The sequence below is a fragment of the uncultured Chitinophaga sp. genome (assembly GCF_937898475.1).
GTDB lineage: Bacteria > Bacteroidota > Bacteroidia > Chitinophagales > Chitinophagaceae > Chitinophaga.
The window spans coordinates 1-21,300 of sequence record NZ_CALEJS010000016.1; the positions used below are offsets into that span (position 1 = coordinate 1).

Genomic DNA, 21,300 nt, shown 5'->3' on the forward strand with positions numbered 1-21,300 from the left:
ACTGTGTTAAAGGTCTTAATTTTTTAACCTTTGACACAGTTTATTTTACAGTCTCGGCAGATGTGCGCTATGTGGTGAAGAATTGACTCCCGTTTGCTCTACCTACCCTGAAAATCGTACATTCATCATCCCTAAATAACCCTTATGTCCAAAATCTCCTTTCTTAAGAAACTCCATATCTGGTATCGCGAAAGATACTTCTGGCACTTAAAGAAGAAATCCCTGGAAGCCATCTTCTCCAATGTCTACCAGAACAACGAATGGGGCGGACAACCAGGCACCTTCTATTCAGGAGATGGCACCCACTCCCCTGCAGCAGTAACCTATATTGAAAACGTTGCGGAATTTATCAACGATCATAATATAAAATCCGTTTTAGATATTGGCTGTGGTGATTTCACCATCATGCAAAAAGTACTGGAGAAAACAAACGTACATTACACAGGCGCAGATGTAGTACCAGCACTCATAAAACACCATCAAAAGACATATACCAATGAGCAAACCTTCTTTGTCACTCTAAACGCCGTTGATGATGATCTTCCCCCTGCAGACCTGGTAACCATCAGGCAGGTACTGCAGCATCTCAGCAACGCCCATATACAAAAGATCCTTAACAAGCTGTCTGCATTTAAATATGTGCTTATTACAGAGCATATGCTGCTTGGCGATGCGGTGATACCCAACCTGGACAAAATTCCAGGGTCACATATAAGAACAAGAGTGTTTTCGAGCGTTTTTATCAACCTCCCTCCTTTCAATATATTGAATGCTAAAGTATTATTTGAAAGCAGGTCAGATGAAAAAGTGAAGTCAAAAGTATTTCCTGCTGTGCTGAGGACTTATCTGATTACCGGGAATTCAATTCATGATTCATGAATCGTGAATTGGCATTTAAACCGCCTTCCCCCCTCCCCCAACAAAAAAGCCGGCTCATTCGAACCGGCTTCTTTGCGTTATAGATCATTTACCTATTTAATTCCACTTAATAGCCTTCATTCTGTGTAAATATCTCCGTAGCATCCAGGGTAGACTGCGGGATCGGGAAGATCCTGCGGACAGGCTGTGATACGGGTTTGGCAGTACAAGCGGCTTCAAACTTACCAAAGCGGATAGCTGCCTTTCTCCTGTACATTTCCCAATACAGTTCAAAACCTGTTTCGTTGTACAGCGTTTGTGCCGTCAGCGGACCAGCAATAGCGGCGCCGGGCGCATTGTTGTACAGGGCTTCACGGGTTCTGGTAGTGCGCAGCTTGTTGATATCTGCCAACGCCAGGTCAGCCTGGCCTTTGCGGAAGTAAGCTTCAGCGCGCATGCAATAAATGCCACCCAGGCGGTACAGCGGAATGTCTACATTGCTGCTGCCATTATCCTTCTCAGGATCGAACTCGTACTTAAAGGGACGCACACCACGGTTGATCTGGTCTTGTGTGAACACCGCCTGGCTGGGATTGTCAAAATTCAGCTCAGGTGTAAAGTTCATCTCCAAAGTAGTGTTCTTTTCGCAGTAAAGCTTTACCACCTTGATACGTCCGTCAGGCGTACGTTCAAAGGTGTTGGTGGCTGAGATCAGGTTGGGACCGTATTGCTGACCCACCTGCATACCACGGTTAAAATGGAACCATACCTGGTTGTTACCGCCCACTACATTGCTGCTGGCGGGCACGCTCACATCCGTACCATCGTTCTTGAACCAGGTACCGTCATCATACTGGTAGCAACGCTGAAAACGGGGATCTTCGTGATTACCCTCCCAGGTCTGGTAGAACTCAGGCGTAATACAGGAGGCGTTGGTACCGCGGTTCAGCGGTGATGGCTTCTGGTTACGTTCCATCGGCATATAAACGAAGTCGTTATCGCTGCCGCGCAGGTTGTTGATGTCCTGTGAAACCACGAAGATCAGTTCGGGCCTTCCGTTGTTATCGATATCGAAGTTCCGGAAATAGTTTGTTTCCAAACTGAAGCGGCCGGAGTTGATCAGCTCTGTGGTGTAGAAGATCACCTTATCCATATCCGTGCCGTTGTTGTCTACCGCCGGTTCGGTGAAATTGAAGGTGGCGGCGTAACGGTTTTTGAGCACGGCGCGATTCAGGTACATATCTGCCAGGAAAGCCTGCGCAGCCTGTTTGGTGAAACGTCCGTTATGGGTGCGGCCCTGCCCCAGGTCAGCCAGATCGGGAAGCACTGTTTCTACGTCTTTGATCAGTTCATCAATAGCGGTAGCTGCCTGACGCGCCTCCAGCGGAGCGTTTAGCGTCAGCGGATCGCGGTAAGGCGCCTGGCCAAAAAGGTCCAGCGTGTGGTACGTATAGAATGCCAGCATGGCTTTGGCTTCTGCCATCAGCTGCGCCTTATCGGGCGAATCTCCGCTGTTGCTGATGGTGGTGATGGCTGTCAGCGATTTGGTGATACCGGCGTTCAGCTGGTTCCAGGTGGTGGTAAGCACCGCGTTGTCTGGCGCCCAGGTAAATTCGTGGATGGCACGCCATTTACCGCCGTCGCCCCAGTCGCTGCCACGGGTGGGCAGCAGGGCTTCGTCTGTCGTATATTCCTGCAGGGCAAATACGCTGCCGTGATCCACAAAGGTGCCGTCTCCCATTTGTCCGTAGGCGGCCGCCAGCGCGTTTTCCGGGTTAGCGTTGTTGTTACCCAGCACTTCGTCTATTACCTCTTCATTCAGGTCTGTACAGCTCACCATAGCGAGGGTGAGGAAAGCACATGTTATTTTATGCAGTTGTGTTGTCTTCATTCTCATAGCTCAATGGATTAAAATTTAACGGTTGCGCCCAGCAGGAATGTTTTTGCAGCCGGATAAGTGGCGTAGTCAACACCCAGCGACTGGTTGCCGCCCACTGTTTTGGTGGTATTTACCAGCGGATCGTAACCGGAGTAGCCAGTCAGCGTAACCAGGTTCTGCGCACTTACATATATGTTGAAAGACTGCATCCAGGGTACCTGGCGGATGGAGAAAGTGTATCCCAGCCGAACGTTGTTCAGGCGGACAAAGTCAGATTTCTCCAGGTACAGTGATGACAGCTGCACCGCATTGGCAATGTTGGCGCCATCTTCGTAATATTTCCGCAGCACGTTACGGTCTGATGCAAGGCTGTTGATATTCAGATCCAGCGCAGTGTTGTTTACCAGGTAACCGCCGGTTTGACCGATAACGGCAACAGACAGGTCAAAATTCCTGAAACGTACCTGGCTGTTGAAACCGAAGTTAAACTTAGGCAGCGCGCTCTCGAAGATCTGGCGATCGTCTGCATTGATCAGTCCATCACCGGTTTTGTCTTCAAAAATGTCTTTACCGTCTTTATCGTAACCCAGGTGTTTCAGCATGAAGAAAGAACCTGCTGCATAACCGTTCTTATAGATGTTGGCATTCACATCGCTCAGACCCGGACCTGAGATACTGCCTGAATACAGTTCAGAAACCGGCAGATCTGAGATCTTGTTAGACAGCGTAGAACCGTTCACGTCAACAGACCAGGTAAGGTCTTTGGTGTTGATGATGCGGGATCCCAGCATGAATTCAAAACCTTTGTTGATGATGCGCGCGTCCACATTCCTCCACACGGTAGTAGTAGGGCTCAGCGGTTCTGAAGGAATGTTCAGGATCGGATCTTTGGTGGTCTTGTTATAATATTCCAGTGAACCGTAGAGTTTACTGCTCCAGAAGTCGAAGTCTACACCAATGTTATACTGCTCTACCAGCTCCCATTTCAGATCGGGATTGGCGGTACGGTTTACGGTAACGCCGTTTACCAGGGTGTGATCATCATACAGGTAATAACCTGACCCGGTGGATAATGAATAACTGGCCTGTGTGATCTTATTGGGCACTTCCTGGTTACCGGTTTGTCCCCAGCTGGCGCGCAGTTTCAGATCGCTGACAGCCGTGATGTTCTTCATGAAATCTTCGCGGGAGAGGGTCCAGCCCAATGCGAAAGACGGGAAGTAACCATACTTGTTGTTCTTACCGAAACGGGTAGAACCGTCTGCACGGAGAGACGCGGTCAGCAGGTATTTATTGTCGTAGTTATAGTTTACGCGGCCAAAGTAAGACTGCAGCTCATTCTCCTGTGCATAACCGCTGGGAGAGCTGGAGGTTCCGGAATAACCCGGGTTGTATTCAGGCGCTACACCTGTACCCTGTGCGGCAATCCCCTGTACACCGAAAGCAGTACCGGAGAAGGAAAATTTCTGGTAAGAGAAACCTCCCAACACTTCAAACTGGTGTTTGTTGATGGACTTATTGTAAGTAAGATAATGATCCAGCAAGGTGGTTAAAGACGACAGGTTGTTCTGCACATAAGCGCCCAGCGGCGTACGGTCTGTAATGTTGGGATAGATAGTGGAGTTACGTTCGGAAGTAGATTTATCTATACCGTAGTTAAAGCGGTAGGTCAGTCCGGGCAGTAACCGCAGGGTAGCTTCGATATTACCCAATACGCGGAAGGTATTGGTCTTATCGTCATAAATGCTCAACAGGTAAGCGGGATTGTAGTGCGCGTTCATGTTGAAGTTGGTATACTTACCCGTAGAATCAAATACAGACCTGGTAGGATTTGCCATCAGGGCATGGATGATGAGCTGACCATCTGAACCTGCGGTATTACCGTTGGGGATGGATGTTTCCTGGATATCGCTGGCGGTCAGGTTCATTTTAACTACCAGGCGTTTGTTGTCGAAGAAAGATTCTTCGGCGTTCAGCCTGGCAGTGGTTCTTTTGAAGCTGCTTTTTTCCACGATACCATCCTGGTCAAGACGGGAAATAGAAGCCATGTAGTTACCGGTGTTGGTAGATTTGGCGAAAGACAGGTTGTGGTTCTGTACAAAGCCGTTACGGTAGATCACATCCTGCCAATCGGTGTTACCACCATGGTCATAGGCCTGGTTCTTTATCGCATTGCGATATTCGTCTGCACCCAGTACGTCCATTTTCTTAATAACGGATGATGTACCTACGTACATATCATATGTAAGGGTAGCATCCCCTTTCTTACCGCGTTTGGTGGTGATCAGCACCACACCGTTAGAGCCGCGCGCACCGTAGATAGCGGCGGCAGAGGCGTCTTTCAGGATGGTGATGGTCTCAATATCGCTGGTATTGAGGAAGTTGAGCGGGTTCTTGGGTTCAGAGCTGCCGAGACCGAAGTTGGGACCGCCGGCGCTCACATTCTCGTTGCTCAGGGGCACCCCGTCTACTACGAAGAGCGGCGTGCTTCCGCTGCGGATAGAACCTACACCGCGGATGAAAACATCCACCCCGGCGCCTGGCTCACCGCTGGATTGGGCAATACGTACGCCGGATACCTTGCCTTGCAGCATGTTATCCACGGAGATATTGACCCCCTGTTTTATGTTATCTGCTTTCAGCTGGGTCAAAGCCCCGGTTACGTCTGCTTTGGTCTGGCTGCCGTAACCTACCACTACCACCTCACCCAGCTGGCTGCTGCTTTCTAACAGGGTGATGCGCAGGGAGGAGCCGCTAACGGTTACCTGCTGCTGGTCGTACCCGATAAATGAGATAGCCAGTTTTTCGCCCCTGGCCGCCTCGATGGTGAACTCACCACGCTCGTTGGTAGTCGCTACCCGTTTGGAGGACAGCGACCTGACGGTGGCGCCGGGAATGGGATTGCCGTCTTTACCGACAACAACGCCCTTAACAGGCCCCTGTTGGGTAGCCTGGTCATAAGTGCTGTGATATGGCGCATTAGCCATGGAGGGGCTAACTACAGAAAGCCACACAGCTACCATAAAGAGTGAACGAACGTTCATAGGCAAATTCAATTTTTCTTTGTAAAAAAATCTTTGTGCATAAAAATGATGACGTGATAACGTAAAAGGCCCAGGACATTTATTCCATGTCATTATTCCCCACACATAGTTTTGACAGAACCGGGCAGCTTCCGCTACCAACGCTTACGAAATTGGGCGCAATGATAATGTGTATTTTTGATTTTGGCTATTAATTTAAAGTTATGTTTCCCTGGTGAAGGGTCTATACTTCATCTAACAATCTTCTGTGATAATTGATCTGTCCGAGATGATAACTGAGATGCATTGCCAGGTGGGTCAGGAAAAACCCGGTGGTAGTGGATGGCCGTTCAAGAACGGGCTGCGGGTACTCTTTTTCCATATCCTGCTCTGTAAGTTGGCCCAGCACCTTATCTACCATGGCGGTTGTTTCCTCCACCATCTGCAGCAGCTTTTGTTGTGGAATATTTCTGGCGGAAAATTCAAGCGGCCTGTCCCTTACGTAGCCGGTATTACCCAATGCGGCGCCGATATAGGCATTGAGGTTACCAACAAGGTGCAGGCAGAGTGTACCGCCGGAGTTGGCGATGTTTTTTTCTATGTACCAAAGTTTTTGTTCATTCCGGTAAGCCCCTATCTCCTGTTTCAGTTTGCCAAGGTCCCTGTGGAATAGTTCTTTAAGTACCAGTTTTAGCATAAGTGGTGGATAATCTTCACCAAATATAGCAAGGTATTTATTATTCTGAGCGCAAACTTTTAATTGGATTCATCACAGCGGCCCGGATAGCCTGTGTACTTACGGTGGCGAGGGCTATAATAACAGCAAAGACGCCTGCTATTATAAAGATCCATGCACTGATACTCACCTGGTAAGCAAAGGCGCCCAGCCAGCGGTGCATGAAATACCAGGCCAGCGGACTGGCAATGAGCAGGGCGATGATCACCAATCTGACAAAATCTTTGGACAGCATAGCGGTGATATTCACAACAGAAGCCCCCAGCACTTTGCGGATACCGATCTCGCGGGTACGCTGCTGAGCCGCAAAAGCGGAAAGGCCAAACAGACCCAGGCAGGAGATGAATATGGAAATGCCGGTAAACCAGCTCACGATGGCCGCCGTACGCGATTCTGCATAGTAGTTACGCTGGAAGTCCTCATCCAGGAAAGTATATTCAAAAGGCTCGTTGGGGCAAAGGTTGTTCCATTGTTTGCTGAGAAAGCTCAGCGCTTTATCCATATTAGCCGTGTTCACATGCACAATAAGGTAGTTATAATAATCGCCGGCGCCCAGGAAAAAGGTAAAGGGCTGGATAGGATGATGCAGGTCCTGGAAATGAAAATCCTTTACAACACCCACGATCTCAAATATTCCCACTTGCTGATCCTGACCGGGGCGGTTCCAGAGCAGTTTATGACCAATGGCTTTATCCAGGGGAATCTCCAGTTTCTTCAGGGTGGTTTCGTTCACCACCATCCTGTTGGCAGTATCGCCCATGAACTGCGCGGAAAACAGGCGGCCTGCCTTCAGCTCAAAGCCCATCATCTGCAGGAAGCCGGGAGACACCCAGTTGGTCTTTACGGTTTGACCTTCTTCCACGGTTTTATCGGGCCGGTGCAGCGAGAAGTCAGACGCATTGAAAATGCCGGGGTAATAGCCGGCGCCCTCGGCGCCCAGCACCAGGTTACTCCGCAATATTTCCTGTTGTAATGCCGCATATGCATTATGAGATTCGTTGCTGCGAAGGGGGATTACCACCTGCTGATCTTTATTAAATCCGAGGGGACGGGTACGGAGGTACTCCATCTGCTGCTGGATGATGAGGGTAGCGAGTACCAGGCCTATAGATACTACGAACTGGCATACCACCAGGCCTTTGCGTAAGGCGGTAGCAGCAATGGAATTTACGAAGCGGCCCTTTAATACTTCTACCGGTTTGAAAACAGAGAGATAAAAGGCAGGATAGCCGCCTGCCAGTAAGCCGGTAAGCAGTGCCAGTACGATGAATGCGCCGATGATGCCAGGCTCCAGCAAGGCGCCTGCAGCCAGCGATTTGCCGGTAAGCCGGTTGAATAAGGGCAGGGCCACGGCTACCAGTACTAAAGCCAGCACCAGTGAGATCATGGACAGGATAACGGACTCTCCTAGGAACTGTCTTACCAGGGCGCCTTTTTCTGCGCCCATAACCTTCCGGATACCTACTTCTGCAGCGCGCCTGGCAGAACGTGCGGTGGCCAGGTTCATAAAATTGATGCAGGCAATGAGCAGGATGAATGTGGCAACGCTGCCAAGTATATAGAGATAGGTTTTACTGCTGGTGGGGGTTACAATGATGCTTACTTTATCGTACAGGTGAATATCTGCCAGGGGTAAGAGGGAGATGGTTTTGCGATAACCCAAAGCCGCCAGGTCTTTGTTGGCGTATTGCTCCATGAATGCGGGAAATTTGCGCTCCAGCCGCCCGGGATCTGTGCCGGGACGCAGGCGGAGGTAGGTCACAAACATGTTGTTGAAGGAGAAATTAAGCGAGGCATTGCGCAGGAAGCCGCCTACCCATCCGGCGAACATCGGCACAATAAAACGGGCGTCTATATGTGAGCGGGCGCTTTCATCCTTGTATACGCCGCTTACTTTAAACACTTCGTCACCACCCGTGTTGCCACCTACGAAAATGGTTTTGTTCAGCGCCGGAGCATTACCAAACAGCTTACGGGCCACCGGTTCAGACAGCACAATGGCATTGGGTTCACGGAGGGCGGTAGCCGCACTGCCTTCAATGAACTGGTAGGTAAAGACATTGAAGAAATTGGAGTCTGCCTGGAAAGCGCGGGTTTCATAAAAAGAGCGGATAGGTTTTCCCGGCTCGCGCACCTGCAGGAGGGTTTTGGAATCTACCACGTTTTCCCAGATCCGGGTGGCTTCCAGCACTTCGGGAAAAGCAGCATTCAGGGCCGGGGCATAGGGCGCCGAGATGGTTATGAAATTGCGCTTATCGCCCCCGGAAGAAGAGGTTTGGGTGCTTTTGAGCAAATAGAGGTCAGCTGCCTGCTGATGGTGTTTATCAAACATCAGCTCACTGCGGATATATAACAGGAGCAACATGCAGCATGTAAGACCAATGGCCAGGCCGAATATATTGATAGCGGAAAAGAGCTTGTTCCTAAGCAGATTCCGCAAGGCAATACGGAGGTAGTTCTGGAGCATAGTACAGGTGCTTACTAAGGAAATGCCAGAATAGTATGGTTTTGATAATCAAAACAGTATGCATGAGTGTTAGCGGTGCAACTGTCCGCTTTCGCACAAGCGGTGTCCGTTTTTGGCGCCCAGGCTTTCAGGGCTGCTTTCTTCGGTTCACACCCGGTTCGTACCCGGTAAGAAGCCGGGGATGTTATGTAGATGTTATGTACATGTTATGTACATGTTATGTCTCTTAAAAGATACATAACATGTACAAAAATCTTAGATAAATACAACAGCAATAGTAGCCATGCTGAAAGACGTTTCCTCAAATATGGACTGCCTCCGGGATGTACCTTACTTCCGGGGGCAGTCCGGTTTTACCGAAGTTACTTCACAACCGGGAAATTGCCGCCATCAATAATAAGATTGGCGCCGGTGATAAAGGAGGCGGCGGGCGAAACCAGGAAGTAGACCAGTTCAGCCGTTTCTTCGGGCGCCGCCATTCTTCCCAGGGGTACGCCCCCAAGTCTCCGGAAAAGGTTTTCCGTCATTTCTTCCACCGTAATACCCCCCTGTTTTGCATAGTCTTCCAGGAAGGCGGTCATCGCCTCCGTTTTGTTTAAACCGGGCGATACGGTTACTACCCTGATGCCTTTATCGGCTACTTCTGTAGCCAATGCCTTACTATAGGTGTTCAATGCGGCTTTTGCGGCACTGTAGGCCATAGTAGACTCCCAGATGGGAAACTGGCTGCTGGTAGTGGAAATATGAATGATCACACCGTTTTTTCGTTGCAGCATGTTGGGTAGTAATGCCCTATCCAGGCGTACAGATGAAAGCAGGTTGACCTGCAGGGCATTGATCCAGTGCTCATCCGTGAGGGTACTGAATCCACCGCCCGGGTAGGTGTTTGCACCCATGTTATTGATCAGTATGTCTATGTGCCCGAATTGCCCGTTAATGATGCCGGTTACTTTGTTCACTTCTTCAGCCTGTGATAAGTCTGCAGCGATGAAGGTATAAGCAGCATCCTGTTCCTCCGGCTGGTTGCGAGCGGTGACGATAACCGTTGCTCCCGCCTGCTGTAATTTTTTCACAATTGCTTTTCCGATCCCTTTTGTTCCGCCTGTTACGAGGGCTATTTTACCGTGTAATGCTCCATTAGTTGTCTGGTTAGTTTCCATGCGCGATGTTTTTACTTCGTGATATTCGTTTACCGAAAAAATAGATTTACTTTAGTTTCGTAAAGTAACCAAAACTGTTGCCTGGGATCATTATCACAGCGCCAATAAGCGGTAACGTTTATGTAACTAACAGTCAAATACTGGTAACATCCATGTAACCATGAAGAAGTTCAAAGCACACCCATCTGCCTGCCCGATTGTTCATACGATGACCTATATTGGTGGGAAGTGGAAGCCCATTATCCTGGGACGGCTGATAAACGGGGCGGTCCGGTTTGGAAAGCTGGCGGTACAAATACCGGATATATCGCGTAAGATATTGACCGAGCAACTGAAGGAGCTGGAGGAGGACGGATTGATCATCCGGCATAGTTATAACGAGAAGCCGCCCCGTGTTGAATATGAGCTAAGCGAGATTGGCCGTACGGCCATTCCTGTTTTGATGGCGATGACGGAACTGGGCGACAAAATGCACGAAGCCATTACCAGGCATAAGCGGGGTGTTACGCAGGCTCAGTGACGGATGGTGGATTACCGCCCTGGTTTAGCGGAAGCCCGGATAAAGAAGGACATTTAACTATAAAATCAAAAAAGGCCGCCTCTTGCTGAGACGGCCTTTCCTGATTTTATTCACTTGTATTAATCAATGCGTTCTATTAGTCCGGCGATGCCTTGTCCGCCACCCACGCAGGCTGTCACCAACCCATATTTCTTATTCAGCCGTTTAAGATCGCTCAGGATCTGCACGGTAAGCTTTGCCCCTGTACAGCCGAGAGGATGTCCCAGGGCGATGGCGCCACCGTTGATGTTCACGATATCGGGGTCGATGCCCAGTTCGCGGATCACCGCGACTGACTGAGAGGCGAAGGCTTCGTTAAGCTCTACCAGGCCAACATCCTGCAGGGATTTACCTGCTATTTTCAGCGCTTTGGGTACGGCGGCTACGGGACCGATGCCCATGATGCGGGGGTGTACCCCTGCAGAGGCGCAGGCTACCAGGCGGCCGATGGGCTTGAGGCCCAGTTCTTTCACCATGGTTTCGCTCATGACGATCACGAAGGCGGCGCCGTCTGATGTCTGGGAAGAGTTACCTGCGGTAACGGAACCTCCGGCAGCGAATACCGGTTTCAATTTGGCGAGGGCCTGGGCGGAGGTGTCTGCGCGGGGGCCTTCGTCGGTATCTACGGTGTAGGTACGTTTCTGTTTTTTGCCTTTCTCGTCAACGTAAACTTCTTCTACGTTGATGGGGAGTATGCCTTCTTTAAAGTAGCCGTTCTTGATCGCTTCGATGGCCCGCTGGTGAGAGCGGAGGGCGAAAGCGTCCTGGTCTTCACGGGAAACGTTGAATTCCTTTGCTACGGCTTCGGCGGTGAGGCCCATACCCAGGTAGTAATCCGGTGTGGTGCTGGCTACGGTGAAGTTAGGGACGGTTTTCCAGCCTGCGGTGGGCACCAGGCTCATACTTTCGGTGCCGCCGGCGATGATGCAGTGGGCCATGCCCGACTGTATTTTGGCGGTGGCGATGGCGATGGTTTCGAGTCCGGAGGCGCAGTAGCGGTTCACGGTCATACCGGGCACTCCTTCGCCGAGGGCCCTGACGGATATCATGCGGCCTATTTGCAGGCCTTGTTCGGCTTCGGGTACGGCGTTGCCTACGATCAGGTCGTCTACACGATGTGGTTCCAGCTGTGGAACACTTTTCAGGAGTCCGGTGATGACGTCTACGGCCAGGTCGTCCGGGCGGTAAAAGCGGAATCCGCCGCGTTTGGCTTTACCGACGGCGGTACGGTATCCGGCAACTATATATGCTGTTTCCATGCTTTAAGCTCCTTTTTCCAGAAAAAAGTCCGGTTTTTTTATTTAAGTTAAATAACTTTTGTGAATTTTAGATCAACGCATTAAATTTGCAACCCTGTTTGAATGGGAACAGGAGATAATGACTCCGTAGCTCAGTTGGTAGAGCAGCTGACTCTTAATCAGCGGGTCTAGGGTTCGAGTCCCTACGGGGTCACCTGATGGGACAAGTCTAAAATTGATAGGCTTGTCCCATTTTCTTTTTCTACAAAAGCCTTATCCATGCTATATATTAGCTGAACCGCATAATTTACTCTGGCGGTTCGATATGCGTCACCAGTGAATACCAGTTTTTCGGGGAATATCGAACCAATGATCTTCCGCTGCGTTTCTACCTCTCCACTGTCGTACAAAATATCAAGTTGGGACAAGTTTCTCATGCCCTTTTCGAGAATACCCTCAATATTGTAATTCTTCTTCGGAATCTCAGAGAGGCGATCTTCCAGCTTTGTAATGGACAATTCATATTCCTCTTTACTTTCCTTGAAGTCCTCCGGAGTGATTTTTTGTTGAAACAACAGTTTCCGAGCCTCCCTTATCAAATCTGTATAAGCGTCGATTTGAGTGAGCAGGCTATCTCTTTCTTCGGTGGTACTTTTAGTTTGAGCCTTAAAATAGTATTCCAATGCAGGGCGAAAAATATCACGGAATGGAGATTGTGGCACAAATTTGCGTAGTTCTTTTGAAAACAGTTGATTGGCCCGTTCTGCCGGGAAACGGCAACCGCATGAAGTGATACAGTGGTAATAATGATAATGCCTGTTTCTGCCTCTTGATGCGCTGCCGGTTAGAACTCTGCCGCAACGTGGGCAGATGAGGAAGCCGCGTAAAGGCAAGCTATTATCAACTACTATCTTTGTACGCTGTTTTTTACGCCGTCCATCCAGAATCTCCTGCACAAGATAGAATAACGTAGATGAAATGATTGCCTCATGTTTACCCTGGACAAAAATGCTTTCTTCATCTTTGAATTTGGGAACGTGTATTTTTCCGCAGTAGACAGGGTTGCGTATTGCCACCCAAAAATTGTTCTTACTGCATTTCAGACCACGGTTGCGGGCCATGTGTAGAATTTGCTCAGTATTGAAACGACAAGCCGCAATTTCTTCAAAGACCCATTTCATTATGCTTGCCTCTGGCTCATTCGGGCATATATATTTAACCTTACCGGTTTCGTCGGTTCTGTTCTGATAGCCTATTGGAGCTGTACCCATCCACCGCCCTTCCTTGCGGGCGCGACGCATACCATAAAATACGTTGAGTGCGCGACGGTCGTTTTCGACTTCGGGAGTTGCCAGATACACGGCCATCATAATCTTACTTTCCGGTACTGTCATGTCGAGGGGCTGTTCAATCGCCTGCGGCTCAATTCCAAGTTTTCTGATGGTGCTTATCATTTGATAAGCATCCCCTGCATTGCGGCTGAATCTATCCCATTTTGTGAACAGCACGAAGTCAACCTGATGCTTTTTCTTCCGCCAGTCAAATAACAGTTTATTCCATTGCGGACGATTGAAAGTTTTGGCGCTGTGATCCTCAAAAATGACCTGACGAATTTGGATAAAATTGTGATCGCAGTATTTACGCAGAACTTCTTCCTGATTTCGTTGGGAGAAACCTTTGTCACGCTGGTCGTCTGTACTCACTCTGATATATAAATCTGCTACTAACATAAAAAAATTGATTTCAAATAAAAAACTAAAAGTAACATGCGTCGAATAGCCATCGCCGCATAAAAGATGTTCTAGGAGCTAGGATTTTGATACTTTTCTCTACCAATCGGACGGTTGTTCAATAGCTCGAACTCGTTATGCTGTACTTGTAAAACGAGTATTTCTATTAATCGCTCCATCGTTATTTCAAAGACATTTGTTAATGCCATCAATTCTAGCAGTCTAAATTGTTGCGGATCTTCTACTCTTGACCAAACTGTATCTGTGTTCGAATGGAAAAACGAACCGAATAAGGCCGGGCCGAGAATAATTACAACATTGTATAATGTATCGTTGGCTGTGTGATTTTTCAAAAAAAATTTAGCGGCTAAAATTTTTGCTTGCTGGCCGCCAGTTAATCCCTTCTTCATTGTATAAAGTTGTTAAAGCTCCTTGCTTCGCCATGTTCTGATTGCTGCTTCTAAGAAAATGTTTGTCTTAATCGCTTTAGCGGTTATCTGCATTCTATCAAGATTGGATTTCACAATAAGGAAATTTTCTAAATTTCTTGTGAACCTATCCCATGTAGTAAATAATATCAAGTCCGGCCAAACGGTTGAGGAAACAAGCCGATCATAATATTCCGACCAACCGGGTCTATCAAAGTTTCCGGCAGAACAGTTGTCAATTACTTTTGCCCTTATTTTAATGTTGTTGGCGATGCAGTATTCTTCAAGTTCTTTTTCCTGTAGTTGTTCCATTAACTTTTGGCGTGCAGGGTCATCGCACCTTGCACGGATATATAAATCAGCAATCTTCATGACTTAAAATTTCTGTGATTGTAATTTCTGCAAACTGGTAGATAATGTCGAGAATAGCTGCGGCTTCTTCAAGAGATACCGTAATGCCTTGTTCACTCAGTATTTTCACTGCTGTTTCAGGCTTCATTTTTTTGTCCATAACACACTCATGTTCATACTTCACAATTCCAAGTGCTATGCGGGATAATACAAATTTACAAATGAATATGCTTCATTTTAATGTCCCGCATAATGCCAGAACATCGAGAGTGGCTACTGATAAAAGCAAGATGTATCTATGTGCGACAAAAGTTTAAAATTTAGAAAGCATTCAAAAAAAAGGCAATTGGTTTAAAATTCAGTCAGGGATTTTAAGGTGGTTCAGGTGGGCGGCGTTTTGCTTTCTCTCTAAGTGCTACAACGTCTTGAATATCTTTTACGATTCCTTTATCGAAAAGGACTTTCATACCTGGGTGATCTTTGATAAGGGTCTTTTTTTCTTTTTCCATGAGGATATTATATAAATGTTCATAGAACGCGAAGTAATATCCAACCTGATAAATGAGAAGCTGCCGTTTGAACTTTTGCATAAGCGTTTTTTTTCTTACGGAATTGTAAGAGCCGATACGCTTGCCGAGATCATAGATGTGTTGCGCCATACCCTTCAATTGCTGGCGAAGCTGCTGTGAAGTCAACTTTTTATATCGGTTGCCGGGAAATAAATGAGGAAAATCTGCCATAGTCTTAAAGCTGTAATAGAAAAATACACTAAGTCCCGGATTTACAGGAATTTGTAGCTGTTGACTTTTACCACAACAAGGTTGATTTTTACCAGCGTGGGAAATGTACTGCGATAGAATTGCAGTATGCTGTTGAAGTAATAACTTCGCTGCTCCAACCAGACGTACCTCCGCGATGTTATGTATGCGTGCATTGATGCCTATATATACATATACACATACACGCACCCGTCACACAATCATGATTGCGTGACCCCGAAAAAAGATAAATGTTTACATCTAATTAACATTTGGAATTTGAATGTAACGTATTTTACATCATTCGTCATCTTAAACTAGCTATGAGTAACGCTGAAAAAACAATCGCAGAAGAATTAAAAGTTCTTGAAACAAATGTGGAGCAGGTAAAAAAGGCTTCACGTAATCCCATCGCGCAGCCTCCTGCGTTGCTGAGTATAAATGGGCAGCCGCTATTTCGCCCTTATACCATCAATGCAATACAAGGAAAAGAAGGGAGCCATAAGAGCCGATTGGCTGAGATAATCTGTACCGCTGCAATTGTGGGGAAAAATACAGTGGGGAAACCCGGCGGGAATTACCTGAATATCGTTGCAAACCCTGATATGCCCTGCCATGTTCTGTATGTTGATACCGAACGGAACATGCAAGACGAGTTTCCGACTTCGATACAATCGTTAAACAGAAATGCTGGACACAAAGCCAATACTATTTCCGCCCGTTTTACCCCGGTTCCAATATTGAATATTTCCCGTGATAATAGGCTCGAAGTTTTAAAAACATACGTAGAGAAATTACGGAAGAAAGTAAAGCAACATATGCTGGTTGTTCTCGATGTTTCTACTGATTGTATCGACGATTTCAATTCCTCCACAAGTGCAAATAAGATCCACGACTGGATGAACGTAATGCGAACTGAGTTCGATATGACATTTTTTTTATTGATCCATGAAAATTTAAGTGGTAATGACAAGGCACGGGGACACGTCGGAACGGAGCTTACTTTGAAGGCTTCGACGCAATTGCAGATACGCCGGGTGAGTGATAAAGAGGACAAGGACATATTTCAGTTGGTGTTCAAAAAAATGCGGTTCAAAAGACGCTATGCGCCTATATACATCGCATACGATGAAGAATTAGAAACATTGGTAGAGGTTGAGTATAATGATGATGGTAAAGGCGAAAAAGAAAGCTCCAGCGCAGGAAACGAACTTCATGCTGCCCTGGCTGAAGCCTTCAGCCAACAGAGGGAGTATTCTCGCGCAGCTCTAGCGTCCCTCGTTGCTAAAAAGATGAATGGAGAGTTTAACGAGAATACGATTGCGCGTAAGCTGGCCGACCTAAGCCGTGAAGATCAGTTTATATTAAACATTAACGGCGGCGGAAAATTTGCGGCAGAAAAACGTGGTCGTGAAACCTTCTACGTATTTCAACCAACAGCCGAACCGGAAGCAGAACATGCGCCAGTTGCAAACTAGATTATGCAGAGTTTTTATTTTTTTACTATTAGCCCCTCCTGCGAAGGGTCGTTTAAAACCGACTGTAAAACAGCCTCAACAATATCCTGCACGTCCTGTTTAATGATGGCATAATTGTCCATTATATCCTTACGGGTTACCGCTTTAACTATCGGAACGGGCAGATAGGTTTCTTTTTCAATTTTCAAGGCACTGTTATCAACCTTCACATGAGCATGAAACCGTTTCAATTCAATGGGCTGATCGGGTGTATCGGCAGTGATGCCTACAAACTCCCCCGAAGAAAGATTGGAAATCGTACTCACGGGCACGGCCATTTCCAGTTGTTTACTTCTGGAAATAGACGTGTCACCGCTGTTGATAGAAATGCTTTCACGGTCTTGCATTGTTTTACCGAGCCTTTCGGAAACTTGCTTTGCAAGTTCTCCGCTGGTCTGCCCGATCATAATATTTCCGCAAATATTTAGCACTACATCTGCCCACTCTTTGCCATATTGCAAACGCAATTGATGATCCGATTGCATTGCCAAGATGGTAGATATAAGGTGGCTCCTTGCACTTGCGATTTGTGTTGAGAGTTCCAAAAATGTCAGGGTGGGAAATTCATCCAGTATCACCGCCGATTTGATTTTGCCCGGTTGGTTCATGATCTTACTGATACGGGTCATGAAAAGGCTTAATAGTGGCCCATACACTTCTTGCTTCTGCGGATTATTTGCTAAACAAAGAATCTTCGGGGATGCCGGGTTATTAATGTCCAAAGTGAAATCATTACCACTAAGCAGATAGTAGATCGTAGGCGAGGAAAGTCTTGCAAGACCGATCTTTGCTGCGTCTAACTGACCTTCGAGTTGTTCCATCGTATTTTCAACGAATGCAGAAATGAAGGGTGAAATGAAGGCGGAAATTTCCGGCTCCGTTTGAAGCACCGTAAAGAGCTTATCCATTTTGACCTGCATAAACTCAATTATGTGGGGCAATGTGCAATACCGTCCATCCTCATACTTCCGCAAAAACCAAATGACTGATATAGTAAAATTGATTGCCGATTCGACAAAAAAATCCCCTTGCTTACGCAACCAGCTTTTGTTGGTTCCTAGCATTAGGATTCGCGCTGCCTCAACAGCATCGGATATGTCGTGCATCATTTCCGGATAGAGTGGATTACACCGGTTGCTGTGTGGTAGGTCGTCAAAATTTATTACATGAAATGAGGGCTTGCGCGGATAGTTCTTTCGATTCTTTAGATAGTGATTGTACGCTATGATTGTTAAATCGGGGTACTTAAAATCATATAAAACCATTGCATGATTCTTAGCCAGTAGTTGGCGGATTGCTGGCTCAATAAGGTATCTGGATTTTCCAGCTCCGGGCGAGGCCACGCAGAGCAGGCCACGAGCTGGCGATACATAATTCAGCCATGAATCCCGCTTCGCACCTTTGTAGAAATAGTATGCGGGAAGGTTTATTGAAAATTCATTCTCTAGTAGTTTCTCCTGCTGCGGGAACGTTTCGTTTTCTTTATTGAATATATCGCCGCTCAGTCTTTTTTTTAAAGACCTGGCTATTATACTACCGCCAGTAATAAGGAGTACGAATGCGAGTGCGTTTAATAGAATGTAGGTTGCTGCAACAGCCTGCGCGGGCAGTCCGTCTACCAATAAAATCAAACCACTTACAAAGTAAATAATGAGGCCGGAGAATAGCAGTGCAACGCCTGCACGCGCATCTGCTTTTTCATCCTTTCTGCCCCGCACTCCAAGCAACGAAATAAATAATAATAGGAGTGCAATTATTTTACTTTTAAAGTACCCTGTTAATAGACCGGTTTTGACGATATTTTTTAATAGCTGGTCGGATATATTGCTAGTCCATCCGATTTGCTTAAAAGCATAGTAGCAATTGTAATAGCAATGAAGAAGTAGAATAACTATTGCTATCATTCTTGTGAGGTCAATGATCTTCTTCAACCCCTGTTCGTTCTCACCTGTTCGCATTGACATAACACAAAATTTGAAAGTAAAGAGTATCTATCGGCAATCCGAGAATACCTCGCAGCTAGTGCCACCTACGGCATCTATGTCGTCGGTATCATCGAATGATAGTGTTGCTTGCTTTGTATATGCCCTGCTCTCATCCCTGATGATGGGGTTGGCAGATTGGGCCATTTGTAGAATCTCTTTGGCCGATAAGTGATTCCTGAAAAATGTAATTGGAAAGGGAATTGACTTGCCATCCTGCAATAGTTTCGCGGATCGGCTATCCGGTATAAAGTTCCCATACAGTTCCTCCATACGCTGAGGAAAGTCAAAAGCAAAAGGGGTATCTTTTGCTATACGCAGCAGCTTTCTTTTTGATTTTTTCCAGCACCATTTGCAGTTTCCTTCATAGCCTTTCAGGTTCAATCTAAACGGCATCTTTGACCAATACAGGTTAACATCGGGCTTCATGATGCCTGGAAGGAAAGTTTTGGATATTAGAGGATAAATGAGCTTCTTCTTTTGAGCAAAAGGAGATATGCGATCAACTTCGTCTGAACGGATACCGATGGCGGTATAATATGGCTTGCCAAAACGGTTTTTTGAAAATGCAGATATAGGTACTTCCTTTAGTTCACGCGAACAATGCGGCAGTGCAATATTCGGAATCCCATATTTTCGGATTACTTTTTCAAACGGTTCTCCATGCCTGGAAGCAGTTTTAAAATCAACAGACCTATATTTTTCCTTGCATCCGGGTTCGCATTCTATCCAGTTCACGGCAAACCCGAAATAGTCGCTGCAATGTTGTACAAATTCCAGTGTTTCTTCTCTTTCCTCGCCGGTATTAGCGAATACAAAAAGCATTTCATAATCGTCGGTTCTATTCTGCCATAGCCACTGCGACATAAAAGCTGAAGTTTCGCCTCCACTAAACGACACGATCAATTTCTTCTTCATACGAAACAAGGTTTAATGAAACAATCTTTTCCTTTTTTTCTTTTTTCTTTCGTCAAATTCAGCCTGTGGTGACGTTTCCTTTTCAATGTCAAACACTGATTCTACAGCACTTTTCACGGCATCCGATGGTGTTTGCTCATTCTTTTGAGAATTGGTTGTATGCTGTTTCATCATTGGCGCTTCTGGGCGCATCACGGGGATCTGCTGGATGCGTTGTTGCATTTGGTTCGAGCTGTAGGGTTTACCGAGATCAGAACCATTAAAAACTGATTGCGTTTTATGATCAACGTAGGTTAAACCGTAAACAATGCCATCCGCGTTTTGCCGTACCACAAGCGAAATCCTTTCCTTCTGTAAGTAGTTTTGTAATTCTGTTAAGGTGATGCGTCCTTTTGTTGCGATGATGTAGTCCACAGCATTGCGAACCCGCTGCATATGCGGGCGGCGTTGTACCTGATTTTTCACGAAGTTTTTCTCTAAATTTTTAAGAGTTGGTTTGTTATAGATGTGACTGGCAGGTATCGGGACACCAACCTTTTGGCCGTTCGCACCAAGCACTCTGTAGACCAGTCCGCCGGACTTATAGATGCGGGATTCCTTGTTGCCCTGGTCAGCAACAATATTGTATTGTCGGAGAACAGCATTTAACTCTGGCAATGAGGTGTATTTGTACTTCGGTAACACCGTGTCGAGTACATTTGCGATGGCCCGTTTGGTACCGGAGGCAGCATTCTTTCCATATAAAAATTTCTCAGCGTTAACTGGCTTTACTTCATATACCTGTTGCCGCTGCTTAGAATCAGCACGAACTAGGTTAAAATCCTTTTCAATTTGTTTTCGGGCTTTTTCAGACTGATTTTTTCCGATGTTGTGGAGTGCAATTCTTTTCCCGTTTCGTTTGATGTTGGTGGTAACGATGTGGATGTGGGGATGGCTTGCATCTTCATGCTTGTAAACGAGATATGGCTGATCTCCAAAGCCAATTTTTTGCAAGTATGAATCGGCTATCCGTTGAAGGGTTTCGTCGTCCAGTTTCTCTGATGGATCAAAGTTCAACGAGATATGAACGCTGTTCACTTTTGTGCGCTCATTGCGGGCAGCTAAGTTCTGAAGTGTTCCCAATTTATCGTTAATGCCGAGCTGTTGGGTGTCCTTTGCAAAATTTCTGGAATGGATAAGCACAGCGGTGGACTGCCGCACCTTATTTTCATTATAGTGCAGCGCATTTCTCAGGGATTTACTAGCGTTTACTCTTGCAACCATTTTTCGCTGATTTGAGAAATTTTGTCTTTGATTTCAGTTACTTTTTCATGCAATGCTTTACGGCCAATTTCATTGAGCGATAACCATCCGGAGAGGTCAGATTTGTCGTTGAGCATGTGCAGTTTTTTGACAACCTGGTTGTAGTTATTGGCGATGGCATTCAACTCATCTTTGAGCAGGATCAGGACTGCCATTAGGTCATCGATGGATTGATTTCTGTGATACATTTTTATCGGTTTATCCAATAGGATTTTCCGAATATGCTCGCTGAGTTTCTGACTGGAAGAAGTGGTGAATTGCTTGAATAGCTTTTGGTATTCTTCCGGGGTAAGCCGAACATGGAGATGCTTGTCACGATTGATTTTTTGCCCTTTCATTTGATAAAATTTTAATGGCTTAAAATGGATCTTTTGTCGCCTGTGGCGATTTCCGG

18 protein-coding genes and 1 tRNA gene are annotated in these 21,300 nt (G+C 46.6%); 4 read left to right on the plus strand and 15 right to left on the minus strand.

The genetic code is table 11. The features are described 5' to 3' along the window. Window positions 1-144 precede the first annotated feature (144 nt). Window positions 145-879 carry a class I SAM-dependent methyltransferase gene (locus tag Q0577_RS09785; RefSeq protein ID WP_298735499.1) on the plus strand — a complete coding sequence of 245 codons (735 nt, stop codon included), beginning with the start codon at window positions 145-147 and terminating at the stop codon, window positions 877-879. 106 nt (window positions 880-985) lie between these two features. On the opposite strand, the gene Q0577_RS09790 is transcribed toward Q0577_RS09785, so the two are convergent. The 5 genes from Q0577_RS09790 to Q0577_RS09810 form a co-directional block, all read right to left on the minus strand. Beyond that, window positions 986-2,755: a RagB/SusD family nutrient uptake outer membrane protein gene (locus tag Q0577_RS09790; protein WP_298735501.1), complete on the minus strand. Its 1,770-nt coding sequence runs from the start codon at window positions 2,753-2,755 to the stop codon at window positions 986-988. Between the two features lie 11 nt (window positions 2,756-2,766). Continuing rightward, window positions 2,767-5,781 carry a SusC/RagA family TonB-linked outer membrane protein gene (locus tag Q0577_RS09795; protein ID WP_298735504.1) on the minus strand — a complete coding sequence of 1,005 codons (3,015 nt, stop codon included), beginning with the start codon at window positions 5,779-5,781 and terminating at the stop codon, window positions 2,767-2,769. A gap of 223 nt (window positions 5,782-6,004) precedes the next feature. Then, window positions 6,005-6,457 carry a DUF1572 family protein gene (locus Q0577_RS09800; protein ID WP_298735506.1) on the minus strand — a complete coding sequence of 151 codons (453 nt, stop codon included), beginning with the start codon at window positions 6,455-6,457 and terminating at the stop codon, window positions 6,005-6,007. 40 nt (window positions 6,458-6,497) lie between these two features. Further along, window positions 6,498-8,963, minus strand: a complete 2,466-nt coding sequence (locus Q0577_RS09805) for an ABC transporter permease (RefSeq protein ID WP_298735507.1) — start codon at window positions 8,961-8,963, stop codon at window positions 6,498-6,500. Between the two features lie 362 nt (window positions 8,964-9,325). Further along, entirely contained in the window at window positions 9,326-10,123 is a 798-nt protein-coding gene (locus Q0577_RS09810; RefSeq protein ID WP_298735508.1) for an SDR family oxidoreductase, read from the minus strand. A 160-nt stretch (window positions 10,124-10,283) separates the two neighbouring features. Between Q0577_RS09810 and Q0577_RS09815 the strand changes: the two genes are divergently transcribed. Continuing rightward, on the plus strand, window positions 10,284-10,643 hold the full coding sequence (locus tag Q0577_RS09815; protein ID WP_298735510.1) for a helix-turn-helix domain-containing protein: 360 nt from the start codon (window positions 10,284-10,286) through the stop codon (window positions 10,641-10,643). Between the two features lie 119 nt (window positions 10,644-10,762). Here the strand turns inward: Q0577_RS09815 and Q0577_RS09820 are convergent, their stop codons facing one another. Next, window positions 10,763-11,941, minus strand: coding sequence for an acetyl-CoA C-acyltransferase (locus Q0577_RS09820; RefSeq protein ID WP_298735512.1), 1,179 nt, complete (start codon window positions 11,939-11,941; stop codon window positions 10,763-10,765). A 120-nt stretch (window positions 11,942-12,061) separates the two neighbouring features. On the opposite strand from Q0577_RS09820, the gene Q0577_RS09825 reads away from it, so the two are divergent. Further along, a tRNA-Lys gene (locus tag Q0577_RS09825) sits at window positions 12,062-12,134 on the plus strand. Here the strand turns inward: Q0577_RS09825 and Q0577_RS09830 are convergent. From Q0577_RS09830 to Q0577_RS09850, 5 genes are all read right to left on the minus strand, one after another. After that, window positions 12,124-13,650, minus strand: a complete 1,527-nt coding sequence (locus Q0577_RS09830) for a recombinase family protein (protein WP_298735514.1) — start codon at window positions 13,648-13,650, stop codon at window positions 12,124-12,126. The genes Q0577_RS09825 and Q0577_RS09830 overlap by 11 nt on opposite strands. 71 nt (window positions 13,651-13,721) lie before the next feature. Beyond that, window positions 13,722-14,060 (minus strand): hypothetical protein, encoded by a 339-nt coding sequence (locus Q0577_RS09835; protein WP_298735516.1) that lies wholly within the window; start codon window positions 14,058-14,060, stop codon window positions 13,722-13,724. Window positions 14,061-14,072: 12 nt separating this feature from the next. Beyond that, the gene (locus tag Q0577_RS09840) at window positions 14,073-14,450 is read right to left on the minus strand and encodes a recombinase family protein (RefSeq protein WP_298735518.1); all 378 of its coding nucleotides are present in this window, start codon (window positions 14,448-14,450) and stop codon (window positions 14,073-14,075) included. Beyond that, window positions 14,437-14,589, minus strand: a complete 153-nt coding sequence (locus Q0577_RS09845) for a hypothetical protein (protein ID WP_218376599.1) — start codon at window positions 14,587-14,589, stop codon at window positions 14,437-14,439. The genes Q0577_RS09840 and Q0577_RS09845 overlap by 14 nt, the downstream gene beginning before the upstream one ends. A gap of 211 nt (window positions 14,590-14,800) precedes the next feature. Next, a complete protein-coding gene (locus Q0577_RS09850) occupies window positions 14,801-15,397 on the minus strand; it encodes a hypothetical protein (protein ID WP_298735526.1) in 597 nt (198 codons plus the stop codon). Window positions 15,398-15,510: 113 nt separating this feature from the next. Between Q0577_RS09850 and Q0577_RS09855 the strand changes: the two genes are divergently transcribed. After that, window positions 15,511-16,665, plus strand: a complete 1,155-nt coding sequence (locus tag Q0577_RS09855; RefSeq protein ID WP_298735528.1) for an AAA family ATPase — start codon at window positions 15,511-15,513, stop codon at window positions 16,663-16,665. 14 nt (window positions 16,666-16,679) lie between these two features. Here the strand turns inward: Q0577_RS09855 and mobC are convergent, their stop codons facing one another. From mobC to Q0577_RS09875, 4 genes are read right to left on the minus strand one after another with little or no spacing between them, the layout of a single operon-like run. Continuing rightward, window positions 16,680-18,668 carry a conjugal transfer protein MobC gene (mobC, locus tag Q0577_RS09860; RefSeq protein ID WP_298735530.1) on the minus strand — a complete coding sequence of 663 codons (1,989 nt, stop codon included), beginning with the start codon at window positions 18,666-18,668 and terminating at the stop codon, window positions 16,680-16,682. Between the two features lie 27 nt (window positions 18,669-18,695). Then, the gene (locus tag Q0577_RS09865; protein ID WP_298735532.1) at window positions 18,696-19,604 is read right to left on the minus strand and encodes a phosphoadenosine phosphosulfate reductase family protein; all 909 of its coding nucleotides are present in this window, start codon (window positions 19,602-19,604) and stop codon (window positions 18,696-18,698) included. A 12-nt stretch (window positions 19,605-19,616) separates the two neighbouring features. Then, window positions 19,617-20,867 (minus strand): relaxase/mobilization nuclease domain-containing protein, encoded by a 1,251-nt coding sequence (locus tag Q0577_RS09870; RefSeq protein ID WP_298735534.1) that lies wholly within the window; start codon window positions 20,865-20,867, stop codon window positions 19,617-19,619. Continuing rightward, a complete protein-coding gene (locus tag Q0577_RS09875) occupies window positions 20,852-21,244 on the minus strand; it encodes a plasmid mobilization relaxosome protein MobC (protein ID WP_298735536.1) in 393 nt (130 codons plus the stop codon). The genes Q0577_RS09870 and Q0577_RS09875 overlap by 16 nt, the downstream gene beginning before the upstream one ends. Window positions 21,245-21,300 lie beyond the last annotated feature (56 nt).

What these genes read in the sequence shown, in the direction of transcription:
- Q0577_RS09845 (WP_218376599.1), bottom strand. Translation starts at nt 14,589, where the DNA reads ATGGACAAAAAAATGAAGCCTGAAACAGCAGTGAAAATACTGAGTGAA.
- Q0577_RS09810 (WP_298735508.1), bottom strand. Translation starts at nt 10,123, where the DNA reads ATGGAAACTAACCAGACAACTAATGGAGCATTACACGGTAAAATAGCC.
- Q0577_RS09815 (WP_298735510.1), top strand. Translation starts at nt 10,284, where the DNA reads ATGAAGAAGTTCAAAGCACACCCATCTGCCTGCCCGATTGTTCATACG.
- Q0577_RS09785 (WP_298735499.1), top strand. Translation starts at nt 145, where the DNA reads ATGTCCAAAATCTCCTTTCTTAAGAAACTCCATATCTGGTATCGCGAA.
- Q0577_RS09855 (WP_298735528.1), top strand. Translation starts at nt 15,511, where the DNA reads ATGAGTAACGCTGAAAAAACAATCGCAGAAGAATTAAAAGTTCTTGAA.
- Q0577_RS09875 (WP_298735536.1), bottom strand. Translation starts at nt 21,244, where the DNA reads ATGAAAGGGCAAAAAATCAATCGTGACAAGCATCTCCATGTTCGGCTT.
- Q0577_RS09870 (WP_298735534.1), bottom strand. Translation starts at nt 20,867, where the DNA reads ATGGTTGCAAGAGTAAACGCTAGTAAATCCCTGAGAAATGCGCTGCAC.
- Q0577_RS09835 (WP_298735516.1), bottom strand. Translation starts at nt 14,060, where the DNA reads ATGAAGAAGGGATTAACTGGCGGCCAGCAAGCAAAAATTTTAGCCGCT.
- Q0577_RS09820 (WP_298735512.1), bottom strand. Translation starts at nt 11,941, where the DNA reads ATGGAAACAGCATATATAGTTGCCGGATACCGTACCGCCGTCGGTAAA.
- Q0577_RS09840 (WP_298735518.1), bottom strand. Translation starts at nt 14,450, where the DNA reads ATGAAGATTGCTGATTTATATATCCGTGCAAGGTGCGATGACCCTGCA.
- Q0577_RS09795 (WP_298735504.1), bottom strand. Translation starts at nt 5,781, where the DNA reads ATGAACGTTCGTTCACTCTTTATGGTAGCTGTGTGGCTTTCTGTAGTT.
- Q0577_RS09790 (WP_298735501.1), bottom strand. Translation starts at nt 2,755, where the DNA reads ATGAGAATGAAGACAACACAACTGCATAAAATAACATGTGCTTTCCTC.
- Q0577_RS09800 (WP_298735506.1), bottom strand. Translation starts at nt 6,457, where the DNA reads ATGCTAAAACTGGTACTTAAAGAACTATTCCACAGGGACCTTGGCAAA.
- Q0577_RS09865 (WP_298735532.1), bottom strand. Translation starts at nt 19,604, where the DNA reads ATGAAGAAGAAATTGATCGTGTCGTTTAGTGGAGGCGAAACTTCAGCT.
- Q0577_RS09805 (WP_298735507.1), bottom strand. Translation starts at nt 8,963, where the DNA reads ATGCTCCAGAACTACCTCCGTATTGCCTTGCGGAATCTGCTTAGGAAC.
- mobC (WP_298735530.1), bottom strand. Translation starts at nt 18,668, where the DNA reads ATGTCAATGCGAACAGGTGAGAACGAACAGGGGTTGAAGAAGATCATT.
- Q0577_RS09830 (WP_298735514.1), bottom strand. Translation starts at nt 13,650, where the DNA reads ATGTTAGTAGCAGATTTATATATCAGAGTGAGTACAGACGACCAGCGT.